General features: G+C 48.5%; 17 protein-coding genes. All 17 read right to left on the minus strand.

Going from position 1 to position 19,745, the window contains the following annotated elements; translation table 11 throughout:
- Positions 1–70: 70 nt before the first annotated feature.
- On the minus strand, positions 71–913 hold the full coding sequence (locus AB1756_01440) for a hypothetical protein (GenBank protein MEW5806008.1): 843 nt from the start codon (positions 911–913) through the stop codon (positions 71–73).
- A gap of 76 nt (positions 914–989) precedes the next feature.
- A complete protein-coding gene (locus tag AB1756_01445; GenBank protein MEW5806009.1) occupies positions 990–1,754 on the minus strand; it encodes an ABC transporter permease subunit in 765 nt (254 codons plus the stop codon).
- A gap of 132 nt (positions 1,755–1,886) precedes the next feature.
- The gene (locus AB1756_01450) at positions 1,887–2,828 is read right to left on the minus strand and encodes an ABC transporter ATP-binding protein (protein MEW5806010.1); all 942 of its coding nucleotides are present in this window, start codon (positions 2,826–2,828) and stop codon (positions 1,887–1,889) included.
- Positions 2,829–3,083: 255 nt separating this feature from the next.
- A complete protein-coding gene (locus AB1756_01455; protein MEW5806011.1) occupies positions 3,084–4,235 on the minus strand; it encodes a glycosyltransferase family 4 protein in 1,152 nt (383 codons plus the stop codon).
- A 38-nt stretch (positions 4,236–4,273) separates the two neighbouring features.
- Positions 4,274–5,698 carry an FAD-dependent oxidoreductase gene (locus tag AB1756_01460; protein MEW5806012.1) on the minus strand — a complete coding sequence of 475 codons (1,425 nt, stop codon included), beginning with the start codon at positions 5,696–5,698 and terminating at the stop codon, positions 4,274–4,276.
- Positions 5,699–5,725: 27 nt separating this feature from the next.
- Positions 5,726–6,730, minus strand: coding sequence for an MraY family glycosyltransferase (locus AB1756_01465; GenBank protein MEW5806013.1), 1,005 nt, complete (start codon positions 6,728–6,730; stop codon positions 5,726–5,728).
- Positions 6,731–6,761: 31 nt separating this feature from the next.
- A complete protein-coding gene (locus tag AB1756_01470) occupies positions 6,762–7,727 on the minus strand; it encodes a glycosyltransferase family 2 protein (protein MEW5806014.1) in 966 nt (321 codons plus the stop codon).
- Entirely contained in the window at positions 7,721–8,926 is a 1,206-nt protein-coding gene (locus AB1756_01475) for a glycosyltransferase family 9 protein (GenBank protein MEW5806015.1), read from the minus strand. Before AB1756_01475 ends, AB1756_01470 begins: the two co-directional genes overlap by 7 nt.
- A 13-nt stretch (positions 8,927–8,939) precedes the next feature.
- A complete protein-coding gene (locus tag AB1756_01480) occupies positions 8,940–10,109 on the minus strand; it encodes a glycosyltransferase family 1 protein (protein ID MEW5806016.1) in 1,170 nt (389 codons plus the stop codon).
- On the minus strand, positions 10,106–11,296 hold the full coding sequence (locus tag AB1756_01485; GenBank protein MEW5806017.1) for a glycosyltransferase family 4 protein: 1,191 nt from the start codon (positions 11,294–11,296) through the stop codon (positions 10,106–10,108). Before AB1756_01485 ends, AB1756_01480 begins: the two co-directional genes overlap by 4 nt.
- 37 nt (positions 11,297–11,333) lie before the next feature.
- The gene (locus tag AB1756_01490; GenBank protein MEW5806018.1) at positions 11,334–12,263 is read right to left on the minus strand and encodes a glycosyltransferase; all 930 of its coding nucleotides are present in this window, start codon (positions 12,261–12,263) and stop codon (positions 11,334–11,336) included.
- An 8-nt stretch (positions 12,264–12,271) separates the two neighbouring features.
- Complete coding sequence (locus AB1756_01495) at positions 12,272–13,204, minus strand: glycosyltransferase (protein ID MEW5806019.1); 933 nt, start codon at positions 13,202–13,204, stop codon at positions 12,272–12,274.
- Between the two features lie 26 nt (positions 13,205–13,230).
- Positions 13,231–14,703, minus strand: a complete 1,473-nt coding sequence (locus AB1756_01500; GenBank protein MEW5806020.1) for a flippase — start codon at positions 14,701–14,703, stop codon at positions 13,231–13,233.
- Positions 14,704–14,710: 7 nt separating this feature from the next.
- The gene (locus tag AB1756_01505) at positions 14,711–16,675 is read right to left on the minus strand and encodes an O-antigen ligase family protein (protein ID MEW5806021.1); all 1,965 of its coding nucleotides are present in this window, start codon (positions 16,673–16,675) and stop codon (positions 14,711–14,713) included.
- 2 nt (positions 16,676–16,677) lie between these two features.
- The gene (locus tag AB1756_01510) at positions 16,678–18,366 is read right to left on the minus strand and encodes an O-antigen ligase family protein (GenBank protein ID MEW5806022.1); all 1,689 of its coding nucleotides are present in this window, start codon (positions 18,364–18,366) and stop codon (positions 16,678–16,680) included.
- 101 nt (positions 18,367–18,467) lie between these two features.
- Positions 18,468–18,902, minus strand: coding sequence for a type II secretion system protein GspG (locus AB1756_01515; protein MEW5806023.1), 435 nt, complete (start codon positions 18,900–18,902; stop codon positions 18,468–18,470).
- 124 nt (positions 18,903–19,026) lie between these two features.
- Positions 19,027–19,500 (minus strand): prepilin-type N-terminal cleavage/methylation domain-containing protein, encoded by a 474-nt coding sequence (locus AB1756_01520; protein MEW5806024.1) that lies wholly within the window; start codon positions 19,498–19,500, stop codon positions 19,027–19,029.
- Positions 19,501–19,745 lie beyond the last annotated feature (245 nt).

The raw sequence follows: 19,745 nt of genomic DNA on the forward strand, positions 1-19,745 counted from the left end.
CAAAACATATCGCATTTTTCGATCATCTATTCTTCCATCAAATGGTCCAGATATTCGATCCTAATACGATTCATCGCTTCAGGATGAGCTGTGTCGCCGGCCTTGCAATTCCTTCTTTTCTGTCATAGATATATTCTTTCCCATTCGGATCCAGCGGGATCTCAGGAAGAAACCCCGCCGTAACCAGGTCGCCAAGCCGCGCGGGTCTTCTCCCATGTTTGGATTGAAACTGCCCGATCGCCTCGTTAATCTTCGCGAGATCGATCTCGATTTTCAGATCATGAACATGCATCCAGGCGATGTTTCTCGCGTATTCGTCCTCATGAGAGGTCCTGTAAATCTCGAGCCAGTAGCCATACGCAGTCTCTCTGTTCCCCATTCTCTCGAACATTCCCGCATACATCCTCTTGATGGAAGGGTGAACGTCAGGAGCCTTCATGGCTTTCTCGAAGTAATAGGCTGCCCGTGAGAAATCTTTCATCTGAAAGCAGTACATCCCCGCATCATAGGCAAGGATCCATCTGTCAGGGTTAAGCGCTATCCCCTGATCGAGGAGTCTTAGAGCCATCTCCGTGTCTCTCGTCTCGGCAGCCATTATCAAGGCTCCGATGAGGAAGGGATCAAGATAGTGCGGATCGAGATCGGGGATGATCTTCGAGTAGATATGCTCCAGATATCGGTATCGATCCTTGATCTCGTAGTTGCTGTAAAACTGGATGGACCATAGATATATGAAATCGGCCATCAGGCATGAGAACCCCATGGATGTTATCCGTAGATATTTTCCCGATGGGAGGTAGAGAAGATGATATGAGAAGGGGAACTTCTCAAGCGACCTCTCCATCCGGTATTCGGACGAAGCCGCAAGAACGAGGCCAAAGGCAAGAATGACCGCTGCAACTGTTTTCTTCATAAATTCTCTGTCTAAGATATTGCGTTCTTTTTGTCAAATGAGAAACTTTTCAGAGATACCAGATCCCCGCGCGAAGTCAATTGAAATTTCTCCTCTGAAAGATGATCGAGGCAAGGGTTATCAGTAGCAGGCTCCATCCGACGCCATAGGCTGAAGCGGATAGGATGTACCAGCCGTTCAGGGGTATTCCATGGACGACTTCGCTCCTGATGTTGAAGTATTCAAGATTTGGCACGACGTAGTAGAAGAAGTCGCACAGCCGTTTCCCCCAGGCTACATCGACGTAGTTCTTGAGAAGGAGAAAGCTCCAGGAGAGATGCCCTATTACGTATAGGGAAATGGTGAAGACGGAACTCAGAATAGGAGTCGAGAAGCTCGAAAAAAGGATGGCGATCGCCGTTACCACAAGGATCTCGACGAAGGTCAGCAAGATGGCCTTACCGAGATCAGGGTCGAAGTAACTCTGGATGGCAAGCACCATATAGAAAATAACAGCCATGATAACGAGATTGATGAAGACGGTCATGGTGAGACCGAAATATTTGCCGACGATAAACTGGTATCTCTCGATCGGCTTCGTGACGATGGTGTAGATGGTCTTCTTTTCTATCTCCTTGAAGACGAGTCCAACTCCCACGAAGATGCCGATCAGGACGCTGAATATGTTGATGGCAGCAAGCCCAACATCCTTGACTATTTTCTCTTCGCTTCCAATGGTGAGGAGCGAGACGACACGCGCGGTCGACATTATGAGGATCGCAAAGATGAGGAGCAGATAGAGGATGCGATCACGCACTGCTTCGCGGAACGTGTTGATCGCAATGGCATAAACCTTTCTCAACTCTATCCTCCGACTGACAACTCCTCCATCCGGATGTCAGATCTTTGCCCTGCTAAAGACCCTGTCATTCGGCTTTCAGATATTTCCAGGGCTGGCAATTGCTTCGCTCCACCATCTGATTTTCCTTGCCCTTCAGGCCTTCTCGCCGACCTTGCGCATGAAGAGATCTTCAAGGGTTTCTCTCTGCGGAAGGATGGATATTACATGACCTCCACTCTTCCCGAGCTCTTCGATAAAGAGGTTCAGCTCCATTTCGGAATAGATCCTTACGAGGCGTTCCCCATCCTTGCTTGAGAGGATATGTTTCTTGATTGGAGCGCTTTCAGGATCGAAATTAGAGCATGCGACATCCCAGAATTTGATCTTCGCCGACAGAAGTTCACTCAGTTTTCCCTGAAGCCTGATCTCGCCATCTTTTATGATCCCGACGCGGTCACAGATCATCTCGGCATCCTGAAGGATGTGGGATGAGAAGAAGATAGTCTTCCCTTTTCTCCTGAGATCTATGATGATGTCGCGCAGTTCGCGCCTCCCGATCGGATCGAGAGAGGACATAGGCTCATCGAGGATGAGAAGCTCCGGATCGTTGAGGAGGACCTGAGCAAATCCGAGCCTCTGGATCATTCCCCTTGAATATTTTCTTAGCTGCAGATCTTCCTTCCCGCTTAATCCAACGAGTGCGATCAACTCCTCCGATCTCCCCTTTCTCTCCGCGGACGGTATCCCGAGGAGTCGCCCGTAAAAATCAAGGAATTCACGGCCGGTCAGGTATTCGTAGAAACAAGGATTCTCAGGAAGGAAGCCTATCCTCGCTCGAGTCTTTCTATCGTAAGGGCTCTGCCCTAAGATCCTGATGTTCCCCCGGTCGGGGAAGATCAGTCCCATGATGAGCTTGATCGTTGTGGTCTTTCCTGCTCCGTTCGGTCCGATGAAGCCGTATATTTCCCCTCGATCCGCTTCAAGCGAAAGATCCTTGATGATCCGAAAGGTTCTAAGAGAAAGATGGAACTTGAAGGACTTGTAAAGATTTTTAATCTCTATCGCCCGTTCGTTCATCCCTTGCTTATCCACCATTCTAAACAGCTTCAAACTTCCATTGGCAATTATACATATCTGACAATCGATAGACAATTAACAACTCATGATGAGTCTCCTTAGTTTTATGGAACGCTTAGCCCCTGAACTACACTTCGCACACGCAATGAATAGGGAGTGCGTGCATGCGCGACCAAGCCGAGCGGTATAGATGTGTCGCTGAACAAGCCTTGGCGCGAAGGGGCAAGAGCTCCAAATCCTGATGAGGAGATACCGGATCGAAAGGAATTGAGATCATGCGGCGCGTGAAGTGAGAGAAAGATAAAGATCCTCTTGCTTTCTGACCATCATATCGATGTCGAAATCATCGAGCATCTTCTTTCCCTCTTTTGCAAACCTCCTGGAAAGATCCTTATTTTTCAGCAGCATGGCGATGCGGGATGCAAAGCCATTTATATCATGCGGAGCCAAGAGGAAGCCGTTCTTCCCATCCTGGATGACATCCTTTGCACCATCAACGGCCGTCGCCACGACTGGTTTCCCCGATGCAAAGGCCTCCGGGATGACTCTCGGGAGGCCCTCCCATAAAGACGTCAGAACCAGGACGTCAATGGCCCTCATGAAAGACGGCATATCGCGGTTCCACCCTAGCAAAAGGATTCTTCCTTCCAATGAATTTTTCTTGATCTCTTCTTCTATCTCGAACCTTAGCTCACCATCACCGGCCATCAGGAAGTAAGCATCCTTCACCTGCTTTATCAACTGCGCAGCGATATTCACGAAATCGACAGGGGATTTCTGGGGCTTGAAGCAGCTGGCCATTCCCACGAGGGGTGCTTCAGACGGGATCCCTGACCGCTGCCTGAGCCTCATCCCATCATCAGAATTAGAATGACAGAAATCAGCAAGCTTGATTCCACTCCTGATCAATACGGTTTGCCCATCTGATAGAATCCCAAGAAGTTTTCCGGTCTTAATGTTGTCGCTCGAAACGGCGATGAACTTAGTCGTAATCTTCGAGGTCATTCTCTCTAAGACGATGAAAAGGTTTCTCTTCAAGAAGCTCTGCTCATTGTGGAATCCGAACCCATGGATACTATGGATGATGACCGGTACATCTGCAAGGAAGGCCCCCCATCTCCCGAGAATCCCCGCCTTGCTGCTGTGTGTGTGAACGATGTCCGGAGCTTCCCTCTTCAGAATGGCTTGTATCTCTAACAGCACCTTCGGGTCTTTGATAGGATTCACGCTGCGTACAAGGGAAGGAAGAAAATAGACTCGTACACCTTCCAGCTTCCTGGCTTCCTCATCCAGAATTCCTCCTGTTCCGCAGATCAAGACAGGATCGAATCTCCTTTTATCAAGATGTGAGACAGTATAAAGGGTGTTCTGCTGTGCTCCGCCCAGCTCGAGTTTCGTTATGATATGGCAGATTCTAATTCTCATAATATGTATCGCATCGGATCGCTTCGATCATTTTGTTTTCATCGGGATTTTAGCACGACGCTGGCTGCACGTTGGCCTGCAAGGAAAGCTCCTTCCATGGGAAGATAGTCCCATCCTCCAAAACGGCCTGCCGTTATTACATCCATCTTCTCCAGAGCTGTTGCGATCTTCTCTATGTTATTCTTTCTGAAGAAATCGAATACAACATAGGCAGGGTCCAGCATATTGACATCCCGCACCACGATCTTTTTTTCATTTTCAATAATCTTCAATCTGATGAGAGCTTCAAGAAGCTCTTCTGTCATGCTTTCCATATCCGGCGTTTCTTCGCCTCTCAATGAGACTTCTGCATAGAGACTCGAGTAACCTTCCGGTGCCACTCCTTTCGAGAAATTAGTAGGAAATCCCACCCTATAAAACGGCAGATTGCATTCAGGAAAATAGATCCAGTGAAAATCGTTCTTCAACTTTCCTTCAAAGCCTATGTTTATGTTCATAACTTTTACATACTTGAGATGCTTCCCAAATCCGGCGATCTCTTCAGGAATGTTTCTGGAGATTGACAGCAATCCGTCCAGAGGGATCGTCGAGATCAAGGTACCATATCTTATGAAACCACCGTTTCTGAGATGAGCCTCTTTCTTTAGAAGATCTATGGAATCAATCTCCGAGTCGAGCAGAAGGTTCCTGCATTTTGAAGCCAATCGATTGGCCAGGACCTCTATCCCCCCAGATACCGGATAGAGAAAAGTCTTATTGTATCCAACACTCGTCTTCTTGATGCCAATGGCTCCTGCCATGACATCCTGAAGAGACGGAACTGGAATGGACCAATTAGTCCATTCCGAGGAGAGTTCCTCAAGGTTCCGGCAGTACATCTTTTCATTGAAGGGGAAGAGAAAATGGTTTGCGAACCCAACACCGAATTTTTTCAATATCCATCTTTTAAAGGATAGCTCTTCTTCTCGCTCTGCTTCTGTCTCTTCTTTCGCCTCTTTTGCTTCCCTTGCTTTTCTTGCCTTCTTTATCTCTTTCACATTTTTCTCTGCATTTCTTCCTTTATTCTTCTTATATCTCTCTCCCGTGGTCATACTGGAAAATCCATTCCTCTCACAGATTCTGGCTTTAACGAAGCCGTACAGGCATTCAAAGACTGCATCCCTCGGAAGACCAAATGTATTTATCTGGAAGGGATATGGTGTGTAAACTCCTTTCGAATATATGAACGATCTTCTCTCATGCCCTGTAAATACGCCGGGAAACACCTCCGTAATGAATGAAGAGAAATAAGGGTCATTGATATGAAGGAGATGGCCGGCATAATCGAATGTGAAGCCTCCCACCTTCATGCTCCGACAGAGGCCGCCTGCTTCAGATTCTTTCTCCACGATGATGTAATCTCCGTCTTTGATATGATAGGCGGCGCTTAACCCTGCCAGACCGGCGCCAATTATAAGGATCATATAACCTGCTTAAGAATAACTTTCCATTCAAAGACTCATATCGATCTTCTTGAGCCATATGGCAGAGACCAGTGCTGATAGAAGGATGATACCAAGGAAAACATAAGCCCAGAAATAGCCGGACAAGACAATCAATATTCCCATGAGCCCGAAGAAAGCGGCAATCAGGTAACTGAGAACGACGGTTCCTCGGGTCGAAAGCCTCCACTTTCTAAGGCGCAGCGCAAAATGGTCGGGGCTGCCGGTCATGATCGGGAGCCCCCTTCTCCACCTGACGTACATTACGAAGAGCATGTCAAAAATCGGAACACCGAGAATGATTATAGGAACGATGGAAGCCACACGGTTGTTGATTGTGTAAGAGTTGATCATGGCAAGCGAGCCTATTGTGAGGCCGATGAAGAGGCTTCCTGCATCCCCCATGTAGATCCTCGCCGGATGAAAATTGTATTTAAGGAAACCGAGAATACTTCCCGCCAGCGCCGAGAGGAGCATGGCGATCATGACCCTCTCGTTCATCCAGGCCACGGCAAAGAGAAAGACTGTCGAGATGAAGGCAATACCGGCAGAGAGCCCATCCATGATGTCCACCAGGTTGAAGGCATTGGTGATGGCAATGAGCCATAAGAAGGTTAGCGGGATGGCAAGCCAGAATGGAATGAACGTTAGCTTGATGAAGATCGATGATTTGATGAGGACGACTGCTGCCAGAGACTGGCCAGCGAGCTTCGCCCATGGACCGAGTACGCCGAAGTCGTCGATGAGTCCAAGGATAAGGATGATGGAGCCCGCCAGGAGCGTCCCGAGAACCTCTTTGCTGAAATCGAATGTAAGCGAGAGAGCAAGGAGGAACGAGACATAGATGCTCAATCCTCCGAGATAGGGGGTTGGCTCGGCATGATTCTTGAGCCTGCCATCCGGTCTATCCACGATGTTGAATTTAATGGCCGCCTTCCTGAAGACCGGGGTCAGATAAAGCGAGAAGAGGAGCGCCAGAAAGAAAGTTGCAACGTAGAGAAGATATTGCATCATAGACTTCCTGCTTCAGGAAGACATAAATCTTTCATGCGGCCAATCTCCCTTTGACCATAGACGATCTCTTCTCCATGGCTTTGCGAAAGAGCTTCCTGTTCTTGAATAAGAGGGCAAGGACTCCCGGCGATGAAAACAAGAGATAGGTAAAGACGATGAGATCTCTCGAAAGTATGAAGGGCAGATCTCTCAGGTAAGAGCCCAGGGAGTCGTTCTTCAATATGCTCAGATAGCGGTTCTTCACGATATGATATTTTATCTCAGAAGGCCTCGCGGCAATCTGAAAATATCTGCGCCAGAATAAGCTACCTGCCGTTCCACCACGATAATGGTAAGCAATGGCATCTGGAATGTAATACCCATTCCAGCCATGAAGGTTGCCCCTCCATCCCACGTCAATATCCTCATGGAAAGAGAAGAAATCCTCATCGAAAAGCTCTCCATCAGCGTAAGAAATATCTTCTATCATCCTTCTCCTATAAAATGCAGACGCCCCGCAAACGGAAAATACTCTTCCTTCAATGTCGAAGCGCCCGTCATCACGGCTTCCGTATCCCCGTTCTTTAGTCTTCCTGCTCCTTGTAAGGAACTGCCCTGTCGAATCGATGGTGATCCGGTCAAACCTCAGGATCTTCCCGGTGATCATGCCTATTTTGCTATCCGTTTTGAACCCATCTATGCACTTCTCAATGTAATCGTTTTCGAGGATCACATCGCTATTCAGAAACAGGAGATAAGTTCCCTTCGCACTTTTCAGAGCGATGTTGTTCGCCTTGCAGTATCCAAGATTCTGTTTGTTTTCTATCAAGATGACCGATTGAAATCTGCTCCTGATGATCTGAGTGGTTGAATCGCCTGAGCCGTTATCCGTAACTATGACCTCGATCTGCGGGTAGCTCTGTTTGAAAACGGAAGAAAGACACTCTTCGATAAACTTCTCACTGTTCCAGGTGATGACGATTACAGATACGAGATCCAATTTCCTGCTCTCTACCATTTCTCCGCCATTCTCTTCAGCATTCCGCAGGCTGATTGATAGACCTGATCAACAGTGATGAGGTCGAAGCATTTCCTATCCTCGCAGTCATTCCGGTAGCATGGGCGAGGACAATCGACTTCGGCCGATATTGCCTTGAAGAAAGGAGATTCAGAACCATAAGGCCACGACCTTTTCACGCTCGTCGTCCCGAAGATTCCAATGGTCGGCGTTCCCAGAGAAATGGATAGATGCATCGGACCAGAATCGTTTGCGATATAAAGGATGCACTTCTTCAACAGGGCTCCGAGCTGGTTGAGATCGATTTTCCCGGAGAGATCGATTGATCTACGTTTCATCTCTTTCCGCACGAGTTCCACGACTGCGGAATCTGAACCGGCAGCGACGAAGATGACCTTAACGCCAAAGGTTTCAATCAGGCGATCGCAAAGCTCCGCAAACTTACTTTCATGCCATCTCTGTTCTACCCTGTTTGTCGTTGGATTGATCCCAATTAGATGGTCTTCCCATTTAATGCCGTTTGCGGCGAGAAGTGAGTCGACGAACGCTTCATCTTCGGCGGGAACATAGAACCTGGTTCTTCTATCCGACCGGTCGATCCCGAGAAGCGAGAGTGCATCGAAGTTGATATCCATGTAAGGTTTTTCGAGATCATATCCGGTGGAATCGGTCAGGAGAAAGCCGAGCCCGAGATCCCTGAAGCCGATTCTCCTTCTTGCCCCTGCGAGCCAGAGGAAGAGGAAGATGACGCGAAAGTCTCCCCTTAAGTCCACTGCAACATCGTACCCGATCCTTCTCAGCCTGAGAACAGTTCCGGCCACGTCAACGGGCCAGATCTCCCCTCCCCTTCTGGGGTCATACCAGGTGGCATCGAACGTATAGACATGATCGATGTAAGGATTTCCCTTGAAAATGGCCTTCGCACTTTCCCCTCCCAGAAGATCAATGCGCGCCTCCGGAAACTTCTTTCGGAGAGCGGCAATGGCAGGAGTCGCCATTAAAAGATCACCGATATGATCCAGCCTGACCAGAAGGATCTTTTCTATCTTTTCATGAGCATCGGACTTTCTATCCGCGAAAGCACCTGTCAGAAAGTGCTGGCTGAGGATCCGATAGACAGGAGCCAGGATCAGGTCCATCAGCCAGGCTATGATCCTGGCCTTCCTGCTATGATTTTTATAATCTCCGTAGAACCTCACGATGGATTAACCTTCATGCCTTTTTTTCATGGATCATCCTGTAAAGAGCGAGCGTTTTCTGGGCGGCCTCCCTCCAGGAAAACTGAGCGGCTCTCTTCAAGCCGGCTTCTCTCATTCCTATCCTCAAGCCCTCGTCCTGCAAGAGTGTTTCGATCTTTGCCACCAGTTCATCAGGCTTTTCTGGATTCACGTAAGCCGCCGCATCTCCGAGGATTTCAGGGATAGACGCCCTGCTTGAAGCTATGACCGGAAGCCCGCATCTCATCGCCTCCAGCGGAGGGATTCCGAAACCTTCGTAGAGAGATGGAAAGATGAAAAGCTCGGCATTTCGGTAATGAGCAACCAGATCATCATTCTCCAGATAACCTTTGAGAACTATCCTGCCCGAACGTATTAGCTTCTGAAAATCGCGATTGACAATAGAATCCAACCTATCGCTATCGGCGCCGACGATGACGAGCCCCAGATTCGCATACTTCCTCGATATTTTATCAAAAGCCTGGAGAAGAACGGGAACATTCTTCAGGGGGTTCAATCCTCCGACATAGAGGAGATAAGGCTTTGCAACATCAGGCCTTCCGGCTGGGAACGGCACCCCCGTCATGGAAACCTCCATTTGTCCTGCAGCTCTATGTTGCTCCCCAACTGGAAGATGATCGACCCCGTTATGGATAACCTCGATCTTCTCACCGGGTATCCCCAAGATCCGGATGATGTCGGCTTTTGTGTTGCTGGAGACAGCGATGATCCGGTCGACGAACCTCAAGAGGGAAAAATTCGTCCTGAAGACGAGTCTGTTCTTGCGAGAAGTGCTCCGCTTGAAGATGACCGGTATCAGATCATGAACGGTCTGAACAACGGCGACACCGCTTGGGACGAGGACCGGCGCGGCATAGAACGGAGTGTGGAAAAGATCAATCTCCCACTTTTTCAAGGCGGGATACCAGAGTAGCTGATCCCAGAAGATGATGTTCTTCGCCGGGCGCTTCAGGAGGACGGCTCGTCTCCTCATCTCGTCGGGAAGATCCTTAAATCCGATCTGTGAAAAGGCAAAGAAGATATACTCGTTCTCTCGATCGATCTGAAGGAGAGACAGGATAAGATTCCTTGTATATACCCCGATCCCCCTTGAACCACTTTCCGACTGAAGCACCCGAACGTCAATCCCTATCTTCATTTTCATCTCTTCTTCCCAGCGATAAGGGAAGCGTAAACTGCTTCCGTCTGCCGTACCATTTCGGCAGCGGAAAATCTTGTCCTGATGGCATCATAGGCATTTTTCGATAGAGTCAGCGCCAGCTTCCCATCCTTCATCAGAGCATGAATGGCCGCGGCAAGCTCTGCAGCATCGCCAGGTTTCACCAGCCACCCGTTTTCCAGATGCTGGATCATCTCTGGAACTCCTCCGACCCTGGTGGCAATGACCGGTACTCCATGGGCCATTGCCTCGAGAACCGAGAGCGGAAACTCCTCCCCAAAGGAAGGTAAGACAAAAATATCCGAGATGGAGAGATAGGTGGAAATATCTTTCTTATATCCCAGAAAATGGACCCTCCTCGAGTCAATGAGATTCTTGTATCTCTTCCAGAGATCAAGTCTCATTACTCCCTCGCCGATGATAAGGAAATGAACCTTGTTCTCTTCCCTGACCAGCTCCTCGGCAGCCTGAAGGAGTATGGGAATCCCCTTGCGTTCAGTGATCTCCGACACCGTTGTAACTATCGTGGAATCCTCATCGATGCCTGATCCTTCTAATTCACTGATGCCAGATATTGTCTTAATACTTCGCTGTCCTTCATGGCGCACTTCTTCCGGGATTTCTATGCCATTATAGATAACCGCTATTTTATCTGAAGGGATCGAATATCTCTGGATGAGCAGGCGGCGCCCATTCTCGCTTAAAGCTATTACCCTGCCCATGAACTTCGTCAGGAACCGCTTGACAATCCGGCTGTAAAACCTTTCGAGAGGAAAATAGGACGGTGCATGTTCCGTTTCCAGCGTGGCCGGGACTCCCGCCATGAAAGCAGCAATGAAGGTAAGCGTCGATTCACCAGGGGATGCGAGATGGACATGAAACAGGTCAGGCCCTTTCCGCTTCAGGAAGCGATAGAGTCTGACAAATTGGAGCCAGTCGAATTTTCCCTTGACGACGCAGTGCTCGATCTTCTCTTTTCTCGATATTATTTCCTCAACTTCTCTGTCAGATGCATCTCTTTTTTCGAGAGGAGATGGCTCTATCCCTTTCTGCAACGCCTCTGGCAGGACAATGGTCACGTCATGTTTCTCTGAAAGAGCCCTGCCCAGCATCTCCACATGCCTCATTAAACCTCCATGGACTTTCGGACATGCGTATAAAACGATCTTCATCGCTGTAACCTGAAATCAAGAAACGATATGATTGAAATCACCATCCTCTCCCGGCAAACAGTCTTTTCACCTTCCTAGTCATCCTTATGGCTCCCGGACTCATGAAGGAAGAGAAAAAGTAGATGAATGGTTTGAATCGAAGGGGGTTATTCTTCATGGCCATGATGAACTTACCTCGCGCTTTCTCCATCTCATGAGCGAGGAATAGCTTGTATCCCGATTCGAAGAAGATGATGCTGGTCTTTTCCTTTATCAGAGAGTAATGGTCCTTCCTGAGCTCAGGATTGCGCTGGATCGCTTTGTCCATCACTCTTAGTTCATACTCGCACATCAGTTCGGCATCCCTGCTCATATTTTCCGGGTGAAGCCTGACCCTGGCAAGAACCCGGTCGATGAAGCCTATTCTTTTCTTCCTCGCCAGCCGCAGGTAGAAATCGTAGTCTTCCACGGCCATAAGCTCCTCATCAAAGAGGCCAATCTCATCGAAGGACTCCTTCCTTGTAAGAATCGTCGGAATAGCAATGCAGTTGAAGAGAAAGAGATCGATAAACGGATCCCCTTCCCCTCTTTTAAAGCTGTCCGGGATGGGATGCCGCAGGAGGCTTCCACCGAAATACTCAAAGTCGGAAAAGACCATGGCAGCTTCTGGATGGGCATCGAGGAAGTTTTTCTGGAGTGCAATCTTTTCCGGGAGAAAGAGGTCATCGGCGTCGAGAAAGGCCAGGTATGAGCCCGATGCCAGCTTTATCCCGGAATTTCTGGCTGCCGCCAGCCCCCTGTTCTCCTGGAAGAAATATCTGATCCTCCCCTCATATTTTTTAAGAATGGAAGCCGTTCCATCAGTAGAGCCATCATCCACGACGATTATCTCGATCCCGGGGAAGGTCTGAGCAAGGGCACTTTCAAGAGCTTCTTCGATGTATCTCTCTGAATTGTATGCAGGTATGATGACGGAAACTTCAGGCAATCTCCACCTCACTGGTTCAGGCGCAGCCAGGATCTCTTGAATTCCCGGAGCGCGTCAAAGCCTCGCTTCCCCGTCATGGCGGCCATGAAATAGTAATATGGTCTCACCCTCCAGGGCTGCTCGATGATTGCATTCATGAAACTTCTCATTGCCTGCCCAACATCTCCTTTCCTAACTAATTCCAGGCCGTACTGAGTGTATAGGGAATTGAACCTGCGATGAACTCTTCCTCCCAGATCCCTTGCCCTCTCGGGGAAAAGTTCCACGATCTTCCGGATTACGCGGATCTCGTTGTCCAGGAGACGGCAGTAGTCCCTGCTCATGTTTGAGGGATGCACCCTGTACATGGCAAGCATCATGTCCACATAGCCTATCTTGTAATGAGCCGAGATGCGCAGCCAGAGGTCGTAGTCTTCTACGGCGGTCAGGGTCTCATCGAAGAGCCCTACCTCATCGAGACACTTCTTTCGGATCATGACCGTCGGCATGACGAGGAAATTCCCCATGAAGAGCCTTCGAAAGCAATGGCCTGTGCAAATCCTTTCCTCTTTCAGAATGGATTCCCGCAGGACATTCTTTCCGTCGAAAGCTCTGGCGTCTGAGAAGACGATCCCTACGTCGGAGTCCTCGCTGATGACCCGCAGCTGGGCTTCGAGTTTCAAGGGAAGCCAGATATCATCGGAATCGAGAAAAGCCAGATACTTCCCGGTCGAGACCTTTATCCCGGTATTTCTCGCCGCGGAGAGCCCCATATTCTCCTGATAGATGTAACGGATCCTGTCTTCATATTTCCTCAGCACTTCCACCGTGTCGTCCGTAGATCCATCATCCACCACAATGACTTCGAAATCTCCATAGGTCTGCGCAAAGATGCTCTCGAGGCAGGGATCGAGGAAGCGGGCATAGTTATATGTGGGGACTATGACACTCACTCCTGGCATTGCTCACTCATCATTCAAAGTATCGTTCATTCCTCTTTCCCGACAGAAGGCCCTGCCGACAGGAAGACGCTCCTCAGGAGCTTTCCATCTTCCGGGGTGAAGAATCTGAGAATGACAGCAACGGCGATATAAGCGATCATACCAACCAAAATGATAGCAGGAAGCCATATATTTTTCTCTCTGAGAAAAAGGACAGGAATTGCCATAATGCTGCAGGAAATCAACGCTTTGACGATCGGTTTCACAACCGCGATCCTGCAGATATTCTTCACGACATAAATGAATGCGATCATTGATGTGATGAGATCAGTGGCAATGGTGGCTGCGGCGGCCCCCAGATAGGAGAAGCGCGGGATGAGAAAGAGGTTCAGTAATATGTTGAAGATAACGCCTCCGGTCGCCGTCCATGCATAAAAACGGCTCCCCTTCAGGTCAGCATTCAACAGGATGGTCCCGAATGTGGCTCCGAAGAAAACGATGGCCGTCGTCAGAGCAAGAAGTGCGAAAACGGTGGCAGCCTCCTGGAATCTTCCCTCATAGAGGAATCGGATGATCGATTCTGCAAGGAGGGAGCTGCCGACCGCTACGGGGGTTCCGAAAAAGATAAGATATCTTGCGCTCCTTTCTCCCAGCTCTTTCAGTGCCGCACGATCTCGCGCGAAATGTTTCGAGAAAGCAGGAGCGGATGCTCCCATCAGTGCCCAGATCAGGAAATGGAAATATCCCATCATCCTGTATGCCACGCTGTATATACCCACATCGTAATAGTTCTTCATGTACTTCAGCATGATGAGATCAACTCGATTGTAAATGACGTACATGGCAACGCCGAAGCCGATTGGCACTGCGGATGTTATGAGATATTTCCAGATTTTCCAATCAACGCCGACCTGGAATACGATCCCCTCTCTCCTTCCGCAGAGGTAATAGGCCCATCCGGCTGGAATGGCCCATACGAGATGGAGTGAGGCAAACCAGACGACGCCGAATCCGAACTGAATGAGGATGAGCCCGGTGATGGAGATGAGAGCAGTGCTGGCCGTTGAGATGATGCTCCCGTAGTACATCCTCTCGAAAGCGTTGAGGATACTCTGATAGGTTGAGCCGAAGGCGATGATAACCTGGGCAAGCCCGTAAAGGTAAATGGCCATCAAGACTTCTCTCTGGAATCCCGACAGGTTGGCCGCCGCGACGATGACTATAAAGACGGTCATGGAGATGAGTAGCCTGAGGGAAAGAACATTCTTGAGAAATTGATCTGAAAGCCCTCTGTTTCGCGAGACCTCTCTGACGGTGACGGTGGAGAGGCCGAAATCGGAGAAGATGTTGAAGAGCTCGGCAAAGGCGGCAGCAAAGGTCAACTGTCCAAGCCCTTTCTCCCCCAGATGCCTCGCCAGAAAAACCATATACAGGAAGCTTATGATCTTGATGAGGAGCTGCGAGGAGAGGATGGCAGTTGTATTTCTCCCTAATCTGATGTCAGCGTCTTCCATATTCATATTCCATTCATTTCAAGAGGCTCCCTTTGATCTTCAGGAACAGTTCCCTGTCATAATCGAGGATCTGAAATTCATAAATATTTTGCGGCCTGAAGCCCTGAAGCTCCATGAACCGCCGTTCCATCGTCTCTATGACGGCCCTTGCCTTTTCGACCTCCCCCTTGTCGATATGATTCAACGCAAGGAGAACGGAACTTTTAAAGAAGTACGGTTCGATCTTCAGACTGTTCATGATCTCCCGTTCCGCATTGTCGAAATCCTTTATCCTCCTGTAGAGCAATGCCATTGAATAGCTTATGAATGGATCCTTTGGCGACAGCTCTTTCGCCTTCCTGTAGTAAGAAACGGCACGACTGAGGGCCAGATCAGAAGCAGATCCCAGTCCATTGAGCTCTCTTAGGAGACGAGCCATATCTTCGAGATAGGAAGCTTTGAGCCTGTTGAGCGAAATGGCTCTGGCAAAGTCCTCTTCACACACGATGAACGTCTCTTGCGACAGTCCATCTTTCTGCAGTCTCCTCAGCTCGATACGACCCCTCTGATTGTAATAGTCGGGATGGATGGGATTGAAAAAAAGCGCCAGATCAAAATATTCAAGAGCTTTCACCGAATTGTCAGATGATTCCCGCAGAGCCCTTTGACTGAAAAAATGACCCATGAACGGCGAAAGTACCGCCAGATAGTAAATGAAGAAGAGCGGCAATAGAAACAGCAGAATGAAAGAACTTCTCTTTACCGGACATGAGATCGGAATCCTGAATGAATCCTTTCGCAGTATTTCATGAAGGCCCACGCCGGCAAGGATGGCAAGGCTCATATAGAGAGCCGGTCTGTTTGTAAGATTATCAAAGAGCGCCTGCACTAAAAGTGCCACAAAAATGGAGAGAAGGAGCGGCTTCAGAAAAGGATCTTCCTCCGATCCCTGTAACACTTCGTCCCTGAAACCTTTTCTTCCGATGACTCTGAAGAGAATCATGAGTAGCGCAAGAAAGAGAATGATAAAGCCGATAACCCCAAGCTCGATGAGAACAAGGATGTAATCGCTGTGCGGAGTCGAAAAATATCTCCCATATTGTATGGGGCTCGATAGCTGAGGGAAATTATAATTGAGGGAATGATACTTGAACATTCCGGGTGCGATACCGAAAATAGCATAATCCGAGAAGATTTCCAGGCTAGCCTTCCATATCCTGATCCTCTCGTATCTGTAAATGTCAAGGCCGCCGGCAAACCTCTGGACCAGGAGGAAGAGGCCAGCCAGTGCGACCGAGGTGAGAAGGATGCAGGCGATTATGGTTTCCATCTTCTTCATTTTCTTACGAAGCATGAAGATGAGAAAGGCAGAGGCTGCGATGAAGGAAAGGAGCGCACCTCTCGACGAGGTGATCATAAAAGAAACGAGGATAATCAGCAGCGCCGGGATAAGAAACGCTGAAGAAAGTTTCTCCCTGTGCTTCAGAAGGAAAAAAGAACCGATGAAGAGTCCCATGGAGAGGTAGGCGGCGAGATGATTCGGGTTCAGGAAATAAACAGCCGTCCTTTTGAAGCCCCCCTGAATGAAGAAGACGATGGATAATAGCGACTGCAGCATGGTGCTCAGGAAAAAGCTCATGAGGACGGCCTTGCCGAAACTCCTCTTTTCAGAAAAATGAAGCGAGAGCATGAAGAGCATGAAAAAGATGACGATCTCCCAGAGAGATAGAAGAGAAGCGTAAAGGTAAGGAGAGAAGAGGGACCGGATGAATAGATAGATGAAAAACGGAATTAGAGTGACCAAGAAGTGCGGCACCGCGATGGTAACAGGCTTTTCCCGGATTGCTTCAAGACCTGCATAGCCCAGGAAAACGAAGACTAAGGTATGGATGACAAATAGGGAACCTGCTCTCGCTCCCCCTTCGTAGAATGGAAGAAAGAAGATAAGGAATGAAAATGCGAGAAGCAGAAAAAGAATGTCTCTACATTCTGATTTCATCTTCATCTCTTTTCTGTACCGCCTTTCAAAAGAGTCCAGATCGTATCTCTCCTCGCCTTGTAATGCTCATCTGCAGGATAGAGGGAGGCCGCCTTTGAAATGGAGATGTAAGCCTGTATTGGGTCTCCTGATAGAAGATGAATATCGGAAGCCACGCGATGGTAGTAAGGGATGAAAGGATCGAGAGCTATGGCTCTTTCAACTTCGCCCAGGGCTCGCATAGGATCGCGAGATGGATTTTTTTCATCCATGAGGAGCTGGGCTCTATAGATTCTGTAATCCGATTTCAGAGCGTTAAAGAATTTCGCTCTCCTCAACAGGCGATCCGCTTCCTCAAATCGAACACTTTCTCGTGCGTCCATCGCTTCCTCGAACGAGATCTCTCCGATGAAGGAGGAGAGAAAGAATAGTGCTGATACGGCAAGGAGAAGGATGAGGAGAATCTTCCCAAATGATCTTTTTCCCCCATATTCTCCTAACCCGGCAGGATATGCATTCTCTCTTCTGTCCCCCGGTTCCTCTTCAAGCCCGGCGCCCATAGAGAAAAACAATCCGCAGAGAGGAAAGAAGAGAAAAGAAACTGAAGGGAGATAGAATGTAAAGTCAGATAGATTATGAAGGATAAAGGAAAGAAGCGCCATTGCAAGAAATGGAGCCCCCTTCAGCCTCGCGACGTTAGAGTTGTTTTTTGATGCGGAAGGATCGGAAGACGTTACGGCTCTTATCCTGTGACGACGTAACAACTCCCATGCAGAACGGAAGAAGATGCAGAGAAAAGCCAGCAGGAACGGCACCGCAAAGAGACCGTTCTCGGAAACAATCTGAAGGAAACTGTTGTGTGCATAATTCGATTCGTTCATCCACTCCTCGCGATACCGGGAAAAGGCAACCCCGTAAGAGCCTCCGCCGACACCAAGAACGGGATGGTCTCCGATCATGAGGATGGATGCCTTCCAGTTCCCGTACCTCAGTTTCAAGGGGCTATCAGAGCTCCAGAATTCTGAAAATCCAATATCCCTGTACATGAGAAAGAACACCGCCGCCGTGATGAAAACGATCATGATGATAGAAATGATAAACATTCTTCTCCGAAGTTTCAGAGAGGCAACGATAAGGGCAGAGGCAAAGAGAGCTACAAGGGCTCCAATGGAAAAAGAGAGGAAGAAGGAGGCCGTCTGGATCAGGAGAAGCGCACCGTAAAGCGTCCTTAGCTTCCTGTTCTCGGATAGAAAGACAAAAAATGCTGTTACAGGGATGGTCATCAGGAGAAAGCCCGCAAAGGCTCCTGGGGTGACAAATGTGGAGAAGACCCTGCCCGCTTCCAGCTTCTCCAGAAAGATTGAGGGTATCTCCATCTCTGTCTTTCTTATAATTGAGGCGAGCTTCTCCAATCCGAAAAAGTACTGATGGAGCCCATAGAACGAAACGGCTGCCGCCAGAAAGGTCATGATCCTCAGAAGAGTTAAAGTCTGGAAAAAAGTGAAGACTCCTGGTAAAGCAAGGAAGAGGATGAAGAGAAGGAAGTAATATAGAGCCGCTTCCACAGATCGGCCGGGTGAGAATGATAGAAAAATGTTGACGCATTGGAAAAGGAAGATAATGGTGAAAAGCGTCGCGTTCCTTTTTGAGAAATGGAAACCGGGACTCCTGACAAGGTGGTATCCGAGGAGAAGGACGAGAATGCTCGTCAATGCCTTCGAAAAGAGATAGATTTCCGGAGGGAAAAACGCGCTAAAAAAAAATATCAAGAGGATGATTAGGAACGGGGCTTCAATTTTTCCCTCTCTCTTTATCACTCAACCGGGCGCGCCATGAAAGTGCCGTTGTACATGACGATATCTTTATCGAAATCGAACCTCGTCTCGTAAGAGATGTCATCTCCATCGATCCCATCCTTCCCGTAGCTTATCAGGGTGTAGCTATCGACAACGTTAGTAGAGTAAGAAAAAGGATTGCGCCAGGCATCCTCGACGGGAAGGACGCTGGAAGAATAAGGGACCAGGACTTCCCGTAGCTCTTCCATGTTCAGGCCGTTCCTGGGGTAATAGCCATTATCGATGTTGTACGTTTCGAGAGCGCGCGAGATGGTTCTCATGTCGGACATGGTCGCTTTCTGTCTAGCCTTTTCTATTGTAGAGATGATGTTGATTATAGCGATGGCGGAAACCAGCATGATGATCACGAGAGCCACCAAAAGCTCGACAAGTGTCAGCCCTCTGTTATTCATATCCATGCTTTCGAAATTCTAACAGAACTGCAGAGCGACAATCAATAAAAAAGGGGGGAGAGGAAAAGGCAAAAAAAGCGGCGACGATTCAAAAATCTGCCGCCGCATTGATCCAAGGATCTGCTTATGTCTGCATCCCTTCTGGCCACTGCGTGAACTGTCCATCGATGAAATAGATGTCAGCATCGAAATCCGTGGTCTGTGGGGGGGTTACAGGACCATCGGCAGTTGTGTCTTTTCCGTAGCTGCAGAGCGTGTAGTCGGTGTATGCATCCGTATCACCGCCGGCATGCTGCATGTAAGTTGCCCATCCGTCCTTCTCCGGAATGATCCTGATGTAGTGAGGTTCCAGATAGTTTTTGAGGGTCGTCACATCCGCGAAGCCACCGGCATTCAGGTTGACATAACGGTTGTTGTCGATGTTGTACTCGTCGCAGGCTGTCGCAATCGACCTCATGTCAGCCATCGTTCGCTTCTGCCTGCCCCTGTTGATAGCGTTCAAGAGGTTCGGGATAGCAATGGCAGCAATAATACCGATAATGGCTACAACGATGAGAAGCTCAATTAGTGTAAAGCCCTTATTCTTTTTTCTTAACATTAAGTTCACCTCCTTTCAAAGTAAAGGATTAATTGGCAATAGATATGCCATTCCGCATTGATAAAGCAAGTTTATGATTTTTTTACTATTTTATTATCCCTTTCATTATCATACACTTAAATATAACCCAGACGATTCAGAGAGTATAAATTTATTGCTAACTAAGGAAAGCAATAGATTGCTCATTAAAAAGTTACAAATTTTGCCACTTTCTGGACAGATTTTTAACATTTCTTTTCATTTTT

Source organism: Acidobacteriota bacterium, assembly GCA_040752675.1.
Lineage (GTDB): Bacteria > Acidobacteriota > Polarisedimenticolia > JBFMGF01 > JBFMGF01 > JBFMGF01.